Source organism: uncultured Allobosea sp., assembly GCF_945956895.1.
Taxonomy (GTDB): domain Bacteria; phylum Pseudomonadota; class Alphaproteobacteria; order Rhizobiales; family Beijerinckiaceae; genus Allobosea.
This window is the reverse complement of the sequence record NZ_CAMFJF010000003.1, coordinates 173,054-191,541: the sequence shown is the minus strand read 5'-3', so window position 1 is coordinate 191,541 and position 18,488 is coordinate 173,054. Positions and strand designations below refer to the sequence as shown.

General features: G+C 67.0%; 16 protein-coding genes. 12 read left to right on the top strand and 4 right to left on the bottom strand.

Translation table 11 applies throughout. The annotated features are described in order from the left end of the window. The first annotated feature begins 13 nt into the window (after positions 1-13). The 5 genes from pheT (at position 14) to Q0Q02_RS03465 (ending at position 6,268) form a co-directional block, all read left to right on the top strand. Positions 14-2,437 carry a phenylalanine--tRNA ligase subunit beta gene (gene pheT, locus Q0Q02_RS03485; protein WP_293806902.1) on the top strand — a complete coding sequence of 808 codons (2,424 nt, stop codon included), beginning with the start codon at positions 14-16 and terminating at the stop codon, positions 2,435-2,437. 338 nt (positions 2,438-2,775) lie between these two features. Beyond that, the gene (locus Q0Q02_RS03480) at positions 2,776-3,678 is read left to right on the top strand and encodes an alpha/beta hydrolase (protein ID WP_293806901.1); all 903 of its coding nucleotides are present in this window, start codon (positions 2,776-2,778) and stop codon (positions 3,676-3,678) included. After that, complete coding sequence (locus Q0Q02_RS03475; protein ID WP_293806899.1) at positions 3,675-4,766, top strand: tartrate dehydrogenase; 1,092 nt, start codon at positions 3,675-3,677, stop codon at positions 4,764-4,766. The genes Q0Q02_RS03480 and Q0Q02_RS03475 overlap by 4 nt, the downstream gene beginning before the upstream one ends. A gap of 29 nt (positions 4,767-4,795) precedes the next feature. Then, positions 4,796-5,500 carry a TerC family protein gene (locus tag Q0Q02_RS03470; RefSeq protein ID WP_293806898.1) on the top strand — a complete coding sequence of 235 codons (705 nt, stop codon included), beginning with the start codon at positions 4,796-4,798 and terminating at the stop codon, positions 5,498-5,500. A 27-nt stretch (positions 5,501-5,527) separates the two neighbouring features. Next, complete coding sequence (locus Q0Q02_RS03465) at positions 5,528-6,268, top strand: TerC family protein (protein ID WP_293806896.1); 741 nt, start codon at positions 5,528-5,530, stop codon at positions 6,266-6,268. A 9-nt stretch (positions 6,269-6,277) separates the two neighbouring features. Here Q0Q02_RS03465 and Q0Q02_RS03460 read toward each other — a convergent pair whose 3' ends face one another. Then, entirely contained in the window at positions 6,278-6,886 is a 609-nt protein-coding gene (locus Q0Q02_RS03460) for a 4'-phosphopantetheinyl transferase superfamily protein (RefSeq protein WP_293806895.1), read from the bottom strand. 270 nt (positions 6,887-7,156) lie between these two features. Here Q0Q02_RS03460 and Q0Q02_RS03455 point away from each other — a divergent pair, with 270 nt between their 5' ends. The 4 genes from Q0Q02_RS03455 (at position 7,157) to Q0Q02_RS03440 (ending at position 10,402) form a co-directional block, all read left to right on the top strand. Continuing rightward, the gene (locus Q0Q02_RS03455; RefSeq protein WP_293806893.1) at positions 7,157-7,888 is read left to right on the top strand and encodes an AzlC family ABC transporter permease; all 732 of its coding nucleotides are present in this window, start codon (positions 7,157-7,159) and stop codon (positions 7,886-7,888) included. Beyond that, a complete protein-coding gene (locus Q0Q02_RS03450) occupies positions 7,875-8,255 on the top strand; it encodes an AzlD family protein (protein ID WP_293806892.1) in 381 nt (126 codons plus the stop codon). Before Q0Q02_RS03455 ends, Q0Q02_RS03450 begins: the two co-directional genes overlap by 14 nt. A 279-nt stretch (positions 8,256-8,534) precedes the next feature. Next, positions 8,535-9,407, top strand: a complete 873-nt coding sequence (locus tag Q0Q02_RS03445) for a branched-chain amino acid aminotransferase (RefSeq protein ID WP_293806890.1) — start codon at positions 8,535-8,537, stop codon at positions 9,405-9,407. A gap of 17 nt (positions 9,408-9,424) precedes the next feature. Then, a complete protein-coding gene (locus tag Q0Q02_RS03440) occupies positions 9,425-10,402 on the top strand; it encodes a nitronate monooxygenase (protein WP_293806889.1) in 978 nt (325 codons plus the stop codon). Positions 10,403-10,532: 130 nt separating this feature from the next. Here Q0Q02_RS03440 and murJ read toward each other — a convergent pair whose 3' ends face one another. Further along, complete coding sequence (gene murJ, locus Q0Q02_RS03435) at positions 10,533-12,059, bottom strand: murein biosynthesis integral membrane protein MurJ (protein WP_293806888.1); 1,527 nt, start codon at positions 12,057-12,059, stop codon at positions 10,533-10,535. 116 nt (positions 12,060-12,175) lie between these two features. Next, positions 12,176-13,198: a glycosyltransferase family 2 protein gene (locus Q0Q02_RS03430; protein ID WP_293806993.1), complete on the bottom strand. Its 1,023-nt coding sequence runs from the start codon at positions 13,196-13,198 to the stop codon at positions 12,176-12,178. 246 nt (positions 13,199-13,444) lie between these two features. Between Q0Q02_RS03430 and Q0Q02_RS03425 the strand changes: the two genes are divergently transcribed. Together Q0Q02_RS03425 and Q0Q02_RS03420 are read left to right on the top strand one after the other, a co-directional pair. Then, positions 13,445-14,278, top strand: coding sequence for a ChbG/HpnK family deacetylase (locus tag Q0Q02_RS03425; RefSeq protein WP_293806887.1), 834 nt, complete (start codon positions 13,445-13,447; stop codon positions 14,276-14,278). 114 nt (positions 14,279-14,392) lie between these two features. Further along, positions 14,393-16,078, top strand: coding sequence for a HAMP domain-containing methyl-accepting chemotaxis protein (locus Q0Q02_RS03420; protein ID WP_293806886.1), 1,686 nt, complete (start codon positions 14,393-14,395; stop codon positions 16,076-16,078). Positions 16,079-16,150: 72 nt separating this feature from the next. On the opposite strand, the gene Q0Q02_RS03415 is transcribed toward Q0Q02_RS03420, so the two are convergent. Beyond that, positions 16,151-16,747 carry a superoxide dismutase gene (locus Q0Q02_RS03415; RefSeq protein ID WP_293806884.1) on the bottom strand — a complete coding sequence of 199 codons (597 nt, stop codon included), beginning with the start codon at positions 16,745-16,747 and terminating at the stop codon, positions 16,151-16,153. A gap of 289 nt (positions 16,748-17,036) precedes the next feature. On the opposite strand from Q0Q02_RS03415, the gene Q0Q02_RS03410 reads away from it, so the two are divergent. After that, positions 17,037-18,431, top strand: a complete 1,395-nt coding sequence (locus tag Q0Q02_RS03410) for a hypothetical protein (protein ID WP_293806883.1) — start codon at positions 17,037-17,039, stop codon at positions 18,429-18,431. The last annotated feature ends 57 nt before the right edge of the window (positions 18,432-18,488 follow it).

Sequence of the window (18,488 nt, the reverse complement as noted above, 5' to 3'; positions counted from 1 at the left end):
ACCCGATAGCCCGATGAAATTCACGATCTCCTGGCTCAAAGAGCACCTCGACACCGACGCCTCCGTTGCGGAGATCGCCGAGACCTTGACCCGCGTCGGCCTTGAGGTCGAGGCGATCGAGGATCGCGCCGCCGCGTTGTCGGCCTTCACCATCGCCTATGTCATCGAGGCGAAGCCGCATCCCAACGCCGACCGCCTGCGCGTCTGCATGGTCGATACCGGCGCGGGCGAGCCCGTGCAGGTGGTCTGCGGGGCGCCGAACGCCCGCACCGGCATGAAGGGCGTGTTCTCGCCGCCCGGCAGCTACATCCCCGGCAAGAAGGTCACGCTCGGCAAGGGCGTGATCCGTGGCATCGAATCGAACGGTATGCTGGTCTCGGAGGCCGAGCTCGAGCTTTCCGACGATCATGACGGCATCATCGAACTGCCTGCCGATGCGCCGGTCGGCCAGCCCTACGCTCCCTATGCCGGGCTCGACGACGCCGTGATCGAGATCGCGGTGACGCCGAACCGGGCCGATGCGCTCGGCGTAGCCGGCATCGCCCGCGACCTCGCCGCTGCCGGCCTCGGCAAGCTGAAGAACGCGCCGGTCCAGCCGATCAGCGGCTCCTTCCCGTGCCCGGTCAAGGTGAAGCTGGACTTCGCCCAAGACGACAAGAAGCTATGCCCGGCCTTCGCGCTGCGCCTCGTGCGCGGCGTCAAGAATGGCCCCTCACCGGACTGGTTGCAGGCCCGCTTGCGCGCCGTCGGCTTGCGCCCCATCAATGCGCTGGTCGACATCACCAATTTCATGACGCTCGACCGCAATCGGCCGCTGCACGTCTTCGATGCCGCCAAGGTGAAGGGCAATCTCACCGTCCGTCGCGCCAGGGCAGGCGAGACCATCCTCGCGCTCGACGGCAAGACCTATACGCTGACCGAAGAGCAGGTCGTGATCGCAGACGAGCATGGCGTCGAGTCGCTCGCCGGCATCATGGGCGGCGAGGCCTCGGGCAGCAGCGAGACCACCACCGACGTCCTGATCGAGAGCGCGCTCTGGGACCCGCTGAACGTCGCTCGCTCGGGCCGCGCGCTCGGCATCAATTCCGATGCGCGCTATCGCTTCGAGCGCGGCGTCGATCCCGATTTCGCGCGCCCCGGCCTCGATCTCGCCACCGCGCTGGTGATCGAACTCTGCGGCGGCGAAGCCTCCGAGATGGAATTCGTCGGCGAACTGCCCGCCAGCCCCGCCGCGATCGACTTCCCCTGGTCCGAGGTCAAGCGCCTGACCGGGCTCGACCTGCCGCAGGCGGAGATGAAGCAGGCGCTGACCTCGCTGGGCTTTGACGTCTCGGGCGCGGGCGACCGCGTCACGGTTGCAGTCCCGTCCTGGCGCGCCGATGTCGGCGGCAAGGCCGATCTCGTCGAGGAGATCGTCCGCATCGCCGGGCTCGACCGCGTCGCCTCGACGCCGTTGCCGCGCATCAAGGGCGAGGTCGTGAAGCCGGTCCTCACCGTGCTGCAGAAGCGCACCCGCACCGCCAAGCGCACGCTCGCCGCGCGCGGCCTCGTCGAGGCCGTGACCTGGTCCTTCATCTCGCATGATCAGGCCAAGCTCTTCGGCGGCGGCTCGCCCAAGCTCGCGCTCGCCAACCCGATCGCCGCCGATCTCTCGGACATGCGTCCCTCGCTGCTGCCCGGCCTGATCCGCGCCGCGCAGAGCAACGCCGATCGCGGTTTCCCCGATGTCGCGCTGTTCGAGGTCGGCCAGGTCTTCAAGAGCGACGAGCCGGAAGGCCAGCTCATCGCCGCGACCGGCCTGCGCCGCGGCACGGCGCGTCTCGACGGCACCGGCCGTCACTGGGATGGCGGCGCGAAGAATGTCGATGTCTTCGATGCCAAGGCCGACGTGCTCGGCCTGCTCTCAGGGCTCGGCATCCCGACCGGCGGCCTCCAGATCGTCGCGGGCGGCCCGGCCTGGGCCCATCCCGGCCGCTCGGCCACGCTGCAGTTCGGCCCCAAGGGCGTGATCGGAGCCTTCGGCGAGGTGCATCCGAAGATTCTCAAGGCGCTCGACGTGAAGGGCCCGCTGGTCGCCTTCGAGATCCATCTCGACGCGCTGCCCCCGCCCAAGGCCAAGCCGACCAAGGTCAAGCCGAAGCTCGCGCTTTCCGACTTCCAGCCGGTGACGCGCGACTTCGCCTTCATCGTCGACAAGGCGGTGGCGGCCGGTGACATGGTCAAGACGGCGCAGGGCACCGACCGCGCGCTGATCGCCAATGTCGGCGTCTTCGATCTCTATGAGGGCGCGGGCGTCGAGGCCGGCAAGAAGTCGGTTGCGCTGGCGGTCACGCTCCAGCCGACCGAGAAAACGCTGACCGAAGCCGAGATCGAGGCCGTCGGCAGCAAGATCGTCGCCGAGATCGGCAAGCGCTACGGCGCGACCCTGCGCGGCTGAGGCAGCCATCAGAAGCGCGTCATGCTCGGGCTTGACCCGAGCATCACGTGCAGGATGAGGCGCGTGAACCGCGACCCAACCCTCTTCCCCCGGGGGGAGAGGGTTGGGGTGAGGGGTCGCGCTGCCCTGAAGCGTTTGCGCCTGCCTGGCGGCTGGAATGGAGAGGTTGCGAGACTCCTCATCCGTCAGCGCTGACGCGCTGCCACCTTCTCCCGCAAGGGGAGAAGGAAACGGCGGAGCCCTTCCCGACCATTGATCGATATTATGTAATAATCCGTGCGCGAAATCCCTGAGCTTTCGGGGTAAGCGCTGACGCATTCTTGCATCTCCGCGGTCCTATGGTTCTCACCGAACGTCCCGTCACGGACAATCTGTTCCCTGGCTTTCGCCTGCTCGATGTCCAGACGTCGGGCGCGCGGATTCGCGTGCGGACGAGCGGCAAAGGGCCGGCGCTACTCCTGCTGCATGGCTATCCGCAGACGCACGCGATGTGGCGCCGGGTCGCCCCGCGGCTGGCTGAGCGTTTTACCCTGATCTGTCCGGACCTGCGCGGCTACGGCGATTCCGAGAAGCCGCCGAGCGCGTCCGATCACGCGCCTTACTCGAAACGCGCAATGGCGCAGGATATGGCCGAGGTCATGAGCGCGCTCGGTCATGAGCGCTTCTTTGTCGGCTCGCATGATCGCGGTGCCCGCGTCGCGCACCGGCTGGCGCTGGATCATGGCGAGCGCGTGCTGAAGCTCGCGACCCTCGACATAGCACCGACGCGCGAGATGTATCGCGACACGACCGATGCCTTCGCTCGTAGCTATTGGCATTGGTTCTTCCTGATCCAGCCGGCTCCGATGCCGGAGCGCATGATCGAGAGCGATCCCGACTTCTACTGGGCGAGCCGGCGCGCCTCGGACATGCGCCTGTTCGAGCCGGAGGCGTTGCAGGAATATCTGCGCTGCTTCCGCGACCCCGCGATGATCCATGCGAGCTGCGAGGATTATCGCGCCGCTGCGACGATCGACATCGCGCATGACGATGCCGATGGCGGCCGGAAGCTCTCCTGTCCGCTGCTGGCGCTCTGGGGCGAGCGCGGCATCATCGGCAAGTGTTTCGATCCTCTGGCCTTGTGGCGCGAGCGTGCGCAGGATGTGCGCGGCCACGCCCTGCCGGGCGGTCATTATCTCGCGGAGGAGGTCCCCGATCTCGTTGCCGCGGAGTTCGAAGCCTTTTTCGGAGAAGCCGCATGAGCGGAACAACGACCAGCGGGACCAATCGCGTTTATCGTATCGCCGTCATCCCCGGCGACGGTATCGGCAAGGAAGTCATGCCCGAGGGGCTGCGCGTGCTCGCGGCCGCCTCGAAGAAATATGGCTTCGAACTGCGCCTCGACGAGTTCGATTTCTCCTCCTGCGACTACTACGCCAGGCACGGCAAGATGCTGCCGGACGACTGGAAGGAGAAGATCGGCGGCCATGACGCGATCTATTTCGGCGCCGTCGGCATGCCCCAGCAGGTGCCGGACCATATCTCGCTCTGGGGCTCGCTGCTGCTGTTCCGGCGCGAGTTCGACCAATACGTCAACCTGCGTCCCGTGCGTCTGATGCCGGGCGTGCCCGGCCCCCTCGCCAACCGCAAGCCCGGCGATATCGACTTCTTCGTCGTGCGCGAGAACACCGAGGGCGAATATTCCTCGGTCGGCGGGCGCATGTATGCCGGCACCGAGCGCGAGATCGTCATCCAGGAGACGGTGATGAGCCGCGTCGGCGTCGACCGCGTGCTGAAATACGCTTTCGAACTGGCTCAGCGCCGTCCGCGCAAGAAGCTGACCTCGGCCACCAAGTCCAACGGCATCTCGATCACCATGCCTTACTGGGACGAGCGGGTGAAGGAGATGGCCAAGAACTATCCGGGCGTCGCCGTCGACCAGTACCATATCGACATCCTGACCGCGCATTTCGTGCTGAATCCCGACCGCTTCGACGTGGTCGTCGCCTCAAATCTCTTCGGCGACATCCTCTCCGATCTCGGCCCGGCCTGCACCGGCACGATCGGCATCGCACCTTCCGGCAACATCAACCCGACCGGCGACCATCCCTCGCTGTTCGAACCGGTCCACGGCTCGGCGCCGGATATCGCGGGCCAGGGCATCGCCAATCCCGTCGGCATGATCTGGTCCGGCGCGATGATGCTCGACCATCTCGGCGAGCACGAGGCCGCCAAGGGGATCGAGGCCGCGATCGAGCGGGCGCTCGGCGATGCCCGCACCCGCACGCGCGACCTCGGCGGCGCGCTCGGCACGGAAGCCGCCGGCAAGGCGGTCGAGCAGGCGCTTTGAGCAGGACTTTGAACGCAAGGATTTGAGGAATGGATTTGTCGTCGGTTTCGTTCGTCGACCCGCTTGTCTGGGGCAAGCTGGCTGAGATCATCCTGCTCAATATCGTGCTCTCGGGTGACAACGCCGTCGTCATCGCGCTGGCTTGCCGTGCACTGGCACCGGCTCAACGGACCAAAGGCATCGCGCTGGGCGCCGGCGTCGCGGTGGTGCTGCGCGTGGTCTTCACCGTGCTGATCGCCTCGCTCCTGAACACGCCCTTCCTGCGCATCGTCGGTGCGGGCTTGCTGATCTGGATCGCCGTGAAGCTGATCGTCGAGGACGAGGGCCAGGACGAGGATTCGATCACCGCCAGCAGCAAGCTCTGGAGGGCGGTGCAGACGGTCGCGATCGCCGACATCGTCATGAGCCTCGACAACGTGCTGGCCATTGCCGCCGTCGCCAAGGATTCGATCCCCCTGCTGGTCGCCGGCCTCGTCATCTCGATTCCGCTGATCGTGCTTGGGGCCTCGCTGATCACCAGCTTGCTGGCGCGCTTCTCTATCCTGGTCTGGGCCGGCGCGGCATTGCTGGGCTGGGTCGCCGGCGAGATGTTCGAAAGCGACCCGTGGCTGATCGCCCGCTTCGGCGAGGAAGTGCTGCACAAGCTGGAATACCCGGCCGCGATCCTGGGCGCCCTGCTCGTGGTCGGCCTCGGCTACTTCATCAAGGCGCGTCGGCCCGATCCGGCGCACTGACCACCCGACAAGAGGGCAAGAATAACGATGGATTTTTCCTCCTCCACCTTCTGGATCTCGCTGCTGCAGATCGTCTGGATCGACCTGCTGCTGTCCGGCGACAATGCGGTGGTGATCGCGTTGGCCTGCCGCTCCCTGCCGGAGAACCGCCGGAGGCTCGGAATCTGGCTGGGGGCCGGCGCGGCTGTCGGCCTGCGTATCATCTTCGCGCTGGTCGTCAGCTACCTGCTCGGCGTGCCCTATCTGAAGGTGATCGGCGGCGTCCTGCTGTTCTGGATCGCGATCAAGCTTGCGGTCGGCGAGGAGGAGTCGCATGGCGAGATCGAGGCGTCCGAGAATCTGTGGAAGGCCGTGCGCACCATCGCCATCGCCGATGCGGTGATGAGCCTCGACAACGTCATTGCCATCGCCGGCGCGGCCAAGGGCCATCCGGAGCTCTTCATCTTCGGCCTGCTGCTTTCGATCCCGCTGATCATCATGGGGGCGCAGCTGCTCACCACGATCATCGAGCGCTATCCGATCCTGGTCTGGCTTGGCGCGGCTCTGCTCGGCTGGATCGCTGCCGAAATGATCCTCGGCGACGCCGCTGTGCTGCGTTGGCTGACCACGGTCATGCCGAGCTGGGTCGTCACCGTGCCGATCGACATCAACCCCGTCGGCCTGGTTCCGGCCAACCTGCCGCATTATGCGGCGGCGGTGATCGGTGCGGTCTTTGTCTGCGTCGTCGGCTACGTCCTGAAAAACAAGCCGGCCAACCAGCCGGGCTGAAGACCAGTCTCAGCCGAGAACGATTGCTGCGGCGGCCAGGGTATCCTGGCCGCCGTTTTTCATGAGGCGCAGCTCGCCGTCCGACTTCGCTGAGCGCAACGGATCGAGGACGCCGAACCGCGTCTCGGACAGCAGCGATACGCAAAAGCTCTCGGGCGGCCGGGCGAAGCCGGTGCCGAGCGCCTTCACATAGGCTTCCTTCGCGGCCCAGAGGCGGGCGAAGGCGAGAGGGCGAGCAGTCAATGCGACAGCCTCCAGAAGCCGGCGCTCGTCCGGATGCAGCAGGTCGAGCGGCGCAGCCGCCTGCGCATCGACGCGCTCGACATCCACACCGACCGGGTATCGAGCCAGGCCGACGGCGACGACGCCTGATCGCGTTGCCAGCGACAGATGGAGATGGGGCGTGCCGGGCAGAGTGAGCAGCGGCTGCCCGGCCGGGTCATGGTCGATGACGATCTCGTCTTCCTGACGGCCGAGCTGTCGCGCCAGAATCCGACGCGCGATGCTGCGCCGTAACGCCGACCGTTCCGTCAGGTTGCGCGGATTAGCGTCCGTCCGGACGACCCAGATTGCGGGCAGGGCGGGAGCGATGGCATCGGCGTCGTCAAACCAGTGCATGGCTCATCTGTAAGCGGTTTTTCGATCGCGCTGAAACGCGAGCCGTCATTGCGAGGAGCGAAGCGACGAAGCAATCCAGGGGGACTGGGCCGAAGCGCTCACCCAGTCCTCCTGGATTGCTTCGTCGCTTCGCTCGCAATGACGATTGCGGGAGGCTGGAGGCCTTTCATGGCTCCTGCCGAAGGCTGTCGCGCCCTGCGCGGAATTCATGCAGGCGCGCCGTTCGCGCGCGTTGACCTTCGCGCAGGCTTTCCCGCTTTTGGAAGGATCATGTCACCCGATCCGAATACACCGCCGGCCGTCCAGGAAGCACCGATCACCGCCGCCGGTATGATGCTCGGCTTGCGCAAGGTCTCGGTGCTGATGCCAGGCATCGTGGTCTTTGCCGTGGCCTTCGGCGCGGCGGCCGCCGCCAAGGGGCTGTCCTTCTTCGAAGCCATGTTGATGAGCGGCTTCGTCTATGCCGGCGTCGCGCAGCTCGTCTCGCTGGAGCTCTGGCGTCCGGAATGGAGCTGGGGCGCCATAGCCGGCATCGCCGTCGTCACCGCCACCGTGAACGCGCGCATGGTGCTGCAAGGCGCCTCGCTGCAACCCTGGTTCGCGAAATATCCGAAGACGCTCAACGCTTTCCATCTCTTCTTCTTCACCGATGCCAGCTGGCTGATCGGCACGCGCTATCAGGCAGAGGGCGGGCGCGATCTCGGCGTGCTCGTCGGCGCCGGGCTCGGGCTTTGGTTGGTCTGGGTGATCGCAACGGGGGGCGGCTACACGCTGGGCGCACTCGTCAGCGATCCGCGCCGCTACGGCATCGATCTGGTCATGCCGATCTTCTTCGCCGCGATGATCGTGCCGCTCTGGCGCGGGAAGCGCGGCATGGTGCCCTGGGTCGTCGCCGGCCTCGTCGCGCTAGTCACGGCCCGGTTGGTCGATGGCTATGCCTTCATCATCGTCGGCTCGCTCGCCGGCGCGATCACGGGAGCGTTCCGCGATGACGCTGCCTGATCCGTCGGACGTTATGCTGATCGTCCAATTGGGGCGCCTGTTGGCAAAGCTGCCCGCACCGAATCTAGCCATCTGGGGCCCAATCATCGCCATCACGGCGATGGCGGCCGCGACCTATCTCTGCCGCATCTCCGGCGTGGCGCTGATGAGCATCATCCCGCTGACGCCACATGTCCGGCGCGGGCTTGCGGCCCTGCCGGGGTCGATCGTCGTGGCAACGGTGCTGCCCCTGATCGAGCGGCTGGGCTGGGCTGCGGCGATCGCGCTGCTGGCTGCTGTGGGCACCATGATCCTGCGGCGCAGCGAGCTCCTGGCGCTGCTCGTCGGCATGGCCGCGATCTCGGGCCTGCGCGCGCTCGGCTTCTAGGAAGATTGTGAACGAAGCCCTCATCCTGAGGAGCCGCGTCAGCGGCGTCTCGAAGGATGTTTCAGGAGGCCCCGGAACCATCTGGAGCATCCTTCGAGACGCAGCCTGTGGCTGCTCCTCAGGATGAGGGCTGAGTTTCAGAAAGCCCTTGATCCATCACGCGGGGCGATTGCTTCCATCACATCCCGTCATCGCGATATGCGTCGCGGCATGTTGACGGCGGGCGAGCGTGGGAGGACGGTGCGGGCACAGCAAATCCGCCTACAATGGAGCGCCGTCATGGCATGGTATTCTCAGACGTGGACCTGGTTCGATGGGGCCTGGCATGAGGGCAACCCCGGCATCGTCGGTCCGCGCAGCCATGTGCTCTGGCAGGCCTCTTCGGTCTTCGACGGCGGCCGCTATTTCGACGGCGTCGCGCCGGACATCGACCTGCATGCCGCCCGCGTCAATCGTTCGGCGACGGCGCTCGGCCTGAAGCCGACCGTCGAGGCGGATTTCATCGTCGGGAAGATGTTCGAGGGCGTCAAGAAATTCGCCCCCGGTACGGCGATTTACGTCAAGCCGATGTACTGGGGCGAGGCGGACGGCCCGTCCACCATCATGCCCGATCCGGAATCGACCCAGTTCGCGCTCTGCCTGTTCGAGGCGGCGATGCCGCAGCCGACGGCCGGCTTCTCTGTGACCAAGGGCGCCTTCCGCCGTCCGAGCTACGAGACCGCTCCGACGGACGCCAAGGCAGGCTGCCTCTACCCGAACAATGCCCGCGTGCTGAAGGTGGCGAAGGCTGCCGGCTTCGACAACGCGCTGGTGCTCGACATGCAGGGCAATGTCGCGGAGACCGCGACCTCGAACATCTTCCTCGCCAAGGACGGCGTCGTGAAGACCCCCGTTCCGAACGGCACCTTCCTGAACGGCATCACCCGCCAGCGCGTCATCAAGCTGATGCGCGAGAGCGGCGTGCCGGTCGAGGAATGCAGCCTGCGCTACGAGGATTTCGAGCAGGCCGACGAGATCTTCATGTCCGGCAACTACTCCAAGTGCATGCCGGTGACCCGCATCGACAACCGCACGCTCCAGCCCGGCCCGCTCTTCCGCCGCGCCCGCGAGCTCTACATGGACTACGCCCACAGCAAGCCGAAGGCGGCCTGAGCCGGAAGGCCCGCTCCATGGCGCGCCTCGCCACGCGATTGACCGAGCGCCTCGGTATCGCTCACCCCATCCTGTCGGCGCCGATGGCGCTGGCAGGCGGCGGGGCGCTGGCTGCGGCGGTCACCCGCGCCGGCGGCCTCGGCCTCATCGGCGGAGGCTATGGCGATGCCGGCTGGATCGAGCAGCAATTCACCGCAGCCGGCAACACGCAGGTCGGCTGCGGCTTCATCACCTGGTCGATGGCCAGGAAGCCCGAGCTTCTGACGCAGGCGCTATCGCACAAGCCGGCCGCGCTGATGCTCTCCTTCGGCGACCCGCGCCCCTTTGCCGACGAGATCGCGGCGGCGGGCGTGCCCTTGATTTGCCAGTGCCAGTCGCTCGCCCATGTCCGGCAGGCGCTCGAGGCCGGTGCCACAATCGTTGTCGCGCAGGGTTCTGAAGCCGGCGGGCATGGCGCCAGCCGCGCGACGCTGCCCTTCGTGCCCGAGGCGGCTGATCTGATCGCCCGCGAAAGCCCCGATACCCTGCTCGTCGCTGCCGGCGGCATTGCCGATGGCCGGGGGCTCGCCGCGGCCCTGATGCTCGGCGCCGATGGCGTGCTTGCCGGAACACGCTTCTGGGCGAGCCGAGAGGCGATGGTCCACGAGCGCCACCACGCCGCTGCCGTCGCCGCGACCGGCGACCAGACCGTGCGCTCTTCGCTGCCGGATATCGCTCGCCAGCTCGACTGGCCCAAGCCCTTCGATATCCGCGTCTCCGACAACGCCTTCATCGCCAACTGGACCGGCCGCGATACCGAACTCAAGGACGCCATCGCCGTCGAGGGCTCCGCCTATCGCGAGGCGTTCATGGCCGGTGATCCCGACAAGGCCGCCGTCATTTTCGGCGAGGCTGCCGGCTTGATCTCCGATATTCCCAGCGCCGGCGAGATCGTCGAGCGCATGGTTGCGGAGGCTGCGGCCTTGCTCGGCGGGGCAGGGCGCTTCGTCGTCTGAAGAACATTCTCCGTCATGCTCGGGCTTGACCCGAGCATCTCTTGCCGGGGAGGCTCAAGAGCCTCTTTCGGCCTGAGATTCTCGGGTCTGCGCTTTGCTGCGCCGAGAATGACGGCTAGATTCCAGTCCTCTATCGCAGCAGCCGGAGCAGCCCCGTCGCCTTGAGCAGGCCGCCGGCAAGCACGGCGTAGGCGATGGCAGCGACGCCCGACACCAGCAGCACCGTCATCAGCAGCGGCTCGAAGGGCAGGCCGGCGGTGAGCTTGAGCGCCAATGGCTTGCCCCACCAGGCCAGCGCACCGCAGATCGCCGCCGCGCCGCAGACGATGGCCGCGAAACCCGGCAGGCGCCTGTCCGGTTCGGTCCAGCCGCGTCGCTTGGCCAGCACGAACAGCGTCGTGAGGTTGATCCAGGCGCCGGCGGCGGTCGCCAGCGCCAGGCCCGGCGCACCCCAGTCACGCCAGAGCAGCAGCTTCACCGCGAGATTGCAGGCGATCGCCGCAAGCGCGACCAGCATCGGTGTCTTGGTGTCGCCGCGCGCCTGGAAGGCCGAGACCTGCGCGCGGATCATCACGATCGCCGGCAGGCCGAGCGCATAGGCGAAGAGCACGGCGCCCGCCGCCGCGCTCGCCTGCGCATCGAAGGCGCCACGCTGGAACAGGCCGGCGACCATCAGTTCCGGCACGGCCACGAAGGCTGCGACGAAAGGCGCGCTGGCGATCAGCGAGATCGCGATGGCGCGGTTCTGTGCGCGGTTGGCGGCGGCCTCGTCGCCTCGCGCGATGGCGCGACTCATCGCCGAAAGCGCGACGGTGCCGACCGCGATCGCGATCAGCCCGAGCGGCAACTGGTAGAGCCGTTCGGCATAATAGAGCGCCGCATAGCCGCCGCGCGGGAGCAGCGAGGCGATGATCGTGTCGGCGAAAATCGCGATCTGCACGCCGGCCGATCCGATCACGGCCGGGCCGAACATCTTGAGGAAGCGCCGGACGCCGGCATCCGCCCGCGGGCGCACCAGCTTGCTTGAAACGCCAGCCCGCTTGGCCGCGACATAGAGCAGGCCCCATTGCGCGACGCCCGAGATCGCGACGCCCCAGGCGGCGGCATGGGCGGCGCTCGGGAACAGGAAGGGCACGGCCAGCGCCGCGACGATGAAGACGTTGAGCAGGATCGGCGCGGCCGCGAAGGCAGCATAGCGCTCGACGGCATTGAGCGTCGCGCCGAGGAACGTGACCATGGTCACGAACAGCAGATAGGGGAAGGTGATCCGCGTCAGCGCGACTGCGAGCTCGAAGACCGCCGGATCGGCGCTGAAGCCCGGCGCCAGCAGCTTCACCAGCCACGGCATCAAGGGCAAGGCCAGCGCCAGCAGCACGACCTGCACGATCAGTTGGACGGTGAAGAGCCGGTCGGCGAAGAGATTGGCCGCCTCCTGCCCGTCCTTCTCGGCGATCTGGGCATAGGTCGGCACATAGGCCTGGTTGACGGCGCCCTCGCCGAAAATGGCGCGGAAATGATTGGGCAGGCGCAGCGCGACCGAGAAGGCGTCCATCGTCGCGCCGGCGCCGAGCACGGCCGCGAGCGCGATATCGCGCACGAACCCGGTGATGCGCGAGATCAGCGTGTAGCCGCCGACCGACAGGATGTTCTTGAGCATCTCCAACCTCGTCATGCTCGGGCTTGACCCGAGCATCTCGGGACGCTGAGGCGCCTGAGCCTCTTCCTGAACGAGATTCCCGGGTCAAGCCCGGGAATGACGCCCTGTCATGGTCTTCAGCGGATCAGCGGCGGCAAGGCGTCGCCATGCGGGTGGTCGACTGTGCGGGCGTCGAAGCCGACGCGCTCGCCGATCAGGTAGAGCGGCCGGCGCTTCACCTCGGCGAAGATGCGCCCGACATATTCCCCGATCATCCCGAGCGACAAGAGCTGGATGCCCGAGAAGAACATGATCGAGACGATCAGCGACGGGAAGCCGGGCAGGTCGGTCCCGAACAGCAGCGTCCGCAGCAGGAAGTAGACCGCCGAGAAGGCCGCGATCACCGCGATGACGGCACCCGACCAGGTCGCGATCTTCAACGGCACGGTCGAAAACGACGAGAGGCCGTCGAAGGCGAAGGAGAACAGCTTGCCGTATCTGAACTTCGACTGCCCGTGCTCGCGATCGGCGACGTGGAAGGGCACGCCGATCGAGCGGAAGCCGACCCAGGCATAAAGCCCCTTCGAGAAGCGCGCGCGTTCAGGCAGCGCCCGCAGCGCATCGACGGCCTTGCGATCGAGCAGGCGGAAATCGCCGGCTCCTTCCGGCAGCGGCGTTTCGCCGAAATAGCCGAAGAGCCGGTAGAACAGCTTGGCGAAGCCGCGCTTCATCCGGGTTTCGCCTGCGCGGTCGGTCCGTTGGCCGTAGACGTTGAGGTAGCCCTCGTGCCATTTCGCGAGAAACGCGGGAATTGTCTCCGGCGGGTGCTGGAGGTCGGCGTCCATGATGACGACGGCGTCGCCCAGCGCATGGTCGAGCCCGGCCGCGATCGCGATCTCCTTGCCGAAATTGCGGCTCAGCGAGACGGCGCTGATTCGCGGGTCGGCCGCGTTGAGATTGCGGATCACGGCCAATGTCTCGTCGCGGCTGCCGTCGTCGACGAAGACGATCTCCCAGGAGGCGACCTGCCCCTGGAGCGCGGCCTGCAGCCTTTCGACGAGCAGGGGCAGATTGGCGGCCTCATTGTGTACGGGCACGACGATGGAGAGCTCGGGCCAGCGGGAAGCCCGAGGCGCACGTTGAACCGGCTGGGACCCGATATCCGACACGAACGACCTTTCATCGAGGATGCGTCGCTTCGGGGGCGGCGCGCGACGCACAGAACCGCAAAGCTCGCCGGCCGACAAGCCCACAGCCTCACAGCGTGGTGTGCGTTCCATCGAAAATCGCTCATGAGCAAGGTGATTTTACGGGGAAGCTCAGCCGGAGATGCGCCACAAAAGGGTTGCCACGATCGCGGAAACGGGCGACGGCGGCTTTGGCGCGAATGGAGGCTGAGGAACGCAATGGCGAAGGGGTTCATCCTGTGCGCCGATGATTTCGCCATGACGGGAGGCGTCAGCCGTGCGATCCTCGACCTCCTCGGACGCGGCAAGCTGACCGCGACGGGCGCCATGACCAATCGCCCGCATTGGCGGCGTCTGGCGCCGGAGCTTGCGGCCTTCGCGGGCCAGGCCGATCTCGGGCTGCATCTGAACCTGACCTGCGCGGCTCCGATCTCGGTGATGCCGCGACTGGCCCCTGGCGGCATCTTGCCGGGTCTGAAGGATGTTGCGCGTGCCGCCGCTCTCTCTCCCGGCGTGCGAGCCGAGATTTCGGCGGAGATCGCCCGCCAGCTCGATGCCTTCGAGGATGCGCTCGGGCGCCCCCCGGATTTCGTCGACGGGCACCAGCATGTGCATGTGCTGCCGGGCGTGCGGCGCGCGCTGCTCGACACGCTCGCCCGACGCTACCGGGCGGGCACGCTTTACGTGCGCGACCCGGCGGACCGCCTCTCTGCCATTCGCGCGCGGGGCGTGGCGGTCGGCAAGGCGCTCGTCATCGCAGGCCTGGCGACCGGCTTCCGCGCCGCGGCGCTCAAGCGGGGCCTGCGCGTCAATCGCGGCTTTTCCGGCGTGGCTCCCTTCGATCCCAGCCGGGACTTCACGGAGGATCTCGCGCGTTTCCTGATCGAGCCTGGCCCGTGCCATCTCGTGATGTGCCACCCGGGCTTCATCGACGACGAGTTGGCGAGCCTCGACCCGGTCGTCGCGGCGCGGCCTGTCGAGCATGCCGCCATCGCTGCTTTCGCGCCGCCGCCGGACCTGCCGCTGCGCCGTTTCAGCGCGCTGGAAGGCTGATCGAGGGGCGGCACGCCGCAAGCGATTTGTTTACCGGGATAGGCCATTCTGGCAGCGAGTTGGAGGCGCCGCTCTTCGCAGCAGCATGCGCCGGTTTCGGAGATGATCGGCTCGATGAAGGTGTTCAGGCGCGCAGCCGGCGCGAAAGAGGCGGCGCAGCCGGGCGGGCAGGGCCTGGGCTCCCTCAGCCGGCAGATCGCAGCGGCGGCCGTGGCGATCGTCGCCGTCGCCGTTGTTTTCGTCGTGATGGCTATCGCCCGCTACAATGATGCGCGCACGCGCGCCGATCTCGACCAGAAGGTCACGGCGCTGACCCTGATGGTGGTCAATGCCGCGCCGTCGCTGATCCTGTCGCGGGACAACAGCACATTGGGATACATCCTCACCTCGTTGCAGCGCGATCCCGATTTCGATGCCGGCATCGTCGCCGACGATGTCGCAGGGTTGGCGTCCTCCGGGCGTACTGTCGAAGCGCGGTTGTCGCTGACGCCGCGATGGCTCGCCGAACAGATCGGCGAAGAGCCCTGGAAGGCGCTGCAGACGCGCAACCAGATCGACATCGAGGACGATGTCTATGTGACGAAGATCCACGCAGTCCGCGTCGGCAGCCAGCAGAAGCAGATCGGCTACGTCGCGCTGCGCTTCGACAAGACGCGCCTTGTGGCGCGTGCCGCCTGGGAGCAGTTCGTGACCATGGGGCTCGGCCTGCTCATCCTGCTGGTGCTTGGCCCGCTGCTCTGGTTCTCGCTGTCGCGGGCGATGCGGCCGCTGCGCAGCATGACCAAGGCAATCGTCAGCATCTCCGACGGCAACCTTTCGACGCGGATCGACGCGATCGGCCGGCGCGACGAGATCGGCGCGATCGCGCGCGCGCTCAGCGTCCTCAAGATCCGCCTCGCCGAGCGGGCGACCCTCGAGGAGAGGCAGAGCGCAGCCGAAATCGAGCGGCGTTCGCGCCAGCAGGGCGTCGACCACGCGATCACCTCGTTCCGTACTGAGGTCAGTCTGGCGCTCGAAGCCTTCAAGAACAACGCCGAGCGCATGCGCGAGGCTTCGGACGGCCTCGCCCGCGTTGCGGCCGAATCCTCCGAGCGCGCCGCACGCGCCGCCGACAATGCCCATGGCGCCTCGGGCAATGTCGAGAATGCCGCGCAGGCGGCCGAGGAGATGGGCGCGGCCATCCGCGAGGTCGAGTTCCAGGTGCGCCGTGTCCGCACCGAGATCGTCGAGGCGGCTTCCGTTTCGCGCGATACCGCCGGCTCCGTGCAGGCGCTCGACGAGACCGCCCGCGCCATCGGCGAGGTCGTCAACCTGATCCGCGATATCGCCTCTCAGACCAACCTGCTCGCTCTCAACGCGACGATCGAGGCAGCGCGTGCCGGCGAGGCGGGGCGCGGTTTCGCGGTCGTGGCCAACGAGGTCAAGTCGCTGGCGGCGCAGACGGCCGATGCGACGGACCGCATCGTGGCGCAGGTCGCCGCGATCCAGGGCGCGACCGGCCAGGTGGTCGGGGCGATCCAGAACATCGCCGAGCGCATGAACGCCATCGAGAAATTCGCGAATTCGGTCGCGACCTCGATCGAGCAGCAGGCTATCGCCACCGGCGAGATCGCCAGCGGCGTCGCCATGGCCAGCACCTCGGCGCTTTCGGTGTCGAGCGATCTCAGCGTGCTCGCCGACAGCGTCGAGGAAACCGGCCGCTCGGCCGAGCAGGTGCGTGGCGCGGCCGGCGAGGTTGCCGATCAGGCGCAGCGCCTCGATTCGACCGTGGACCAGTTCCTGCGCAACGTCGCGGCCTGAGCGCGGCGCAAATCAAGGGCATAAAAAAAACGGGGCCGCGAGGCCCCGTTTTCATATCCGGCAATCTGCCGATTACTTGGCGGCGTCGAAGCGCTCGGCCACGTATTCCCAGTTCACTAGGCTCTCGAGGAAAGCCTTGAGATAGTCGGGGCGACGGTTGCGGTAGTCGATGTAGTAGGAGTGCTCCCAGACGTCGACGCCGAGGATCGGGGTCGCGCCATGGACGAGCGGGCTCTCGCCGTTCGGGGTCTTGCTGACGGCGAGCTTGCCGCCCTTGACCTCGAGCCAGGCCCAGCCCGAGCCGAACTGGCCGACGCCGGCGGCGACGAAGTCTTCCTTGAACTTGTCGACCGAGCCGAATGAGTCGACAATCGCCTTCTCCAGCGCGCCCGGGATCTTGCCGCCGCCATTCGGCTCCATCCACTTCCAGAAATGGAGGTGGTTGTAGTGCTGGCCGGCATTGTTGAAGACGGCGGGGTTCTTGCCATAGGAGCCCTTGACGATCTCCTCCAGCGACTTGCCCTCGAACTCCGTGCCCTTGATGGCATTGTTGCCGTTGGTCACATAGGCGAGGTGGTGCTTGTCGTGATGGTACTCGAGCGTCTCCTTCGACATGAAGGGCTGGAGCGCATCATGGGCGTAGGGAAGATCGGGAAGGGTAAAGGACATGAGGCCTCTCCTCGGGCTGTGAAATCGCTTGAAATGAGAATGGCCTGCCCAGGGCAGGCGGAGCCGTGGAGGCCCTGCCATTCCCCGCGATAGTTAAGCGCCTCCGCGTCGGTCGACAACCGCTCCGGCTGCGAAAAGCATATGTCTTCTCGACAGGCCGCCACAATCGCGCCAGATTTCTCGCTCTAAGCGGTCCGGATTGGAAACTCTCCCTTATTCAATACGTTAGATAGTGACGCAAACGCCGGCCTCGGACCGGCGCCGATGCGGCCCTGCCAAGGATACCGAATTGATCGCGATTTTTACCATCCTGGGTGTGCTCCTGTTCGGCGGTGGCGCCTACGCCATCCTCGACGGCTGGCCCTATCTGGTGCTGGAACGCGGCTTCACGCAGGTCATCATCGGCTCGATCGCGAGCGGCGCAGGCCTGATCATGCTGTCGCTCGCCTGGGTGCTCAGGGAAGTCCGGGCGACCCGCCGCGCTTTGACCGAGGCGCTGGGCCTTCGGTCCGAAGTGCAGGTTCCGGCAGCCGCGGTGGCGGAGCCCCCGCCGGTCATGCCTTCGCGCCCCGATCTCCCGTCCTTCCCAGGCTCTGCGGCTCCCGCGGTGCTCGGCGCGGTTGTCGGCGCTGCGGCAGCCGGCGCCGTGGCTCATGCTCTGACAGCTTCCGAAGGCGAAAGCTCCCAGGCTTCGGCCGAGGAACCGCATGCATCCGGGGACAGGGACTTGTTCGGCGCGCTCGTCACGCAGCATCTCGATAAGCCGGAACCTGCCGCCGAGGACAAGCCCGAGGAGGCGCAGGAGCACGAACCGAGTTCGCCCGAGGAAGCCGAGCCGCTGCCCGACATGTTCGACGAGGCGTTATCGGCGGCGCCGTCGTTCGACGACAACAAATCCTCGGTCGAACTGGAAGCGGAGGGCGATAAGCCCGCCGAGCTGGTCGCCGCCAAGGTGCAGGACGCTGAACGGGAATGGACCTTCCCGCGGCATGACGAACCGGCGCATCCCGGCGAGTGGGCCGCGGAGGAGCCGCCGGCGACGCCTGACGAGACGGTGGAAGCCCCCGCTGCGGCCGCAGACGAGCCCGAACTCGACGAGTTCAGCGCCCTGCGCGCGAGCCTCGCCGGCCACCTGAACGAACCGGAACGCGAGACCGGCCGCATCGAGCCGTCCTTCTCGCAGGAGCCGGACCCCTTCGCCGCGGCCGAGTCCTGGATGGATCGCGCCTCGCCGCGTGTCGAGCCCTGGCTCGATACGCCGCCCGTTGCGGAGCCGGAGCCTGCCGCGGAAACGGCACTCCACTGGCCGCCGCGGACGGAAGCCCATGCTTTCGACGAGCCGGCCGAGCCTGCGAGCGACGATGTCGAGACGGCTTCAGTTCCCGAGGCCGTCGAGCCGGTGCACCATGACGAGGGAATGGGCGCCTCCAGCGGCGAGCCGGAACAGGCGGCTGCACATGTCGAGGCAAGCGAAGCGCAGGCCGAAGAAGCGCCGGCGGCGCCTGAAGCCCGCCCTGCCTCCGATGAGGGCATCGTCGGCGCCTATCAGGTCGGCGACGCGCATTTCACCATCTATGCCGATGGCTCGATCCGTGCCCGCACGCCCGATGGCGAATACAGCTTCGCCTCGATGGACGAGCTGAAGGTCTATCTCGCCAGCGAGAAGAGCCGGCTGGGGGGCTGATCAGGCGGACGATGTCGTCATTCTCGGGCTTGACCCGAGAATCTCATGACATGGAGG

What these genes read in the sequence shown, in the direction of transcription:
- Q0Q02_RS03415 (WP_293806884.1), bottom strand. Translation starts at nt 16,747, where the DNA reads ATGTCCTTTACCCTTCCCGATCTTCCCTACGCCCATGATGCGCTCCAG.
- Q0Q02_RS03420 (WP_293806886.1), top strand. Translation starts at nt 14,393, where the DNA reads ATGAAGGTGTTCAGGCGCGCAGCCGGCGCGAAAGAGGCGGCGCAGCCG.
- Q0Q02_RS03470 (WP_293806898.1), top strand. Translation starts at nt 4,796, where the DNA reads ATGGATTTGTCGTCGGTTTCGTTCGTCGACCCGCTTGTCTGGGGCAAG.
- Q0Q02_RS03465 (WP_293806896.1), top strand. Translation starts at nt 5,528, where the DNA reads ATGGATTTTTCCTCCTCCACCTTCTGGATCTCGCTGCTGCAGATCGTC.
- Q0Q02_RS03460 (WP_293806895.1), bottom strand. Translation starts at nt 6,886, where the DNA reads ATGCACTGGTTTGACGACGCCGATGCCATCGCTCCCGCCCTGCCCGCA.
- Q0Q02_RS03480 (WP_293806901.1), top strand. Translation starts at nt 2,776, where the DNA reads ATGGTTCTCACCGAACGTCCCGTCACGGACAATCTGTTCCCTGGCTTT.
- pheT (WP_293806902.1), top strand. Translation starts at nt 14, where the DNA reads ATGAAATTCACGATCTCCTGGCTCAAAGAGCACCTCGACACCGACGCC.
- Q0Q02_RS03475 (WP_293806899.1), top strand. Translation starts at nt 3,675, where the DNA reads ATGAGCGGAACAACGACCAGCGGGACCAATCGCGTTTATCGTATCGCC.
- Q0Q02_RS03445 (WP_293806890.1), top strand. Translation starts at nt 8,535, where the DNA reads ATGGCATGGTATTCTCAGACGTGGACCTGGTTCGATGGGGCCTGGCAT.
- Q0Q02_RS03450 (WP_293806892.1), top strand. Translation starts at nt 7,875, where the DNA reads ATGACGCTGCCTGATCCGTCGGACGTTATGCTGATCGTCCAATTGGGG.
- Q0Q02_RS03455 (WP_293806893.1), top strand. Translation starts at nt 7,157, where the DNA reads ATGTCACCCGATCCGAATACACCGCCGGCCGTCCAGGAAGCACCGATC.
- murJ (WP_293806888.1), bottom strand. Translation starts at nt 12,059, where the DNA reads ATGCTCAAGAACATCCTGTCGGTCGGCGGCTACACGCTGATCTCGCGC.
- Q0Q02_RS03425 (WP_293806887.1), top strand. Translation starts at nt 13,445, where the DNA reads ATGGCGAAGGGGTTCATCCTGTGCGCCGATGATTTCGCCATGACGGGA.
- Q0Q02_RS03440 (WP_293806889.1), top strand. Translation starts at nt 9,425, where the DNA reads ATGGCGCGCCTCGCCACGCGATTGACCGAGCGCCTCGGTATCGCTCAC.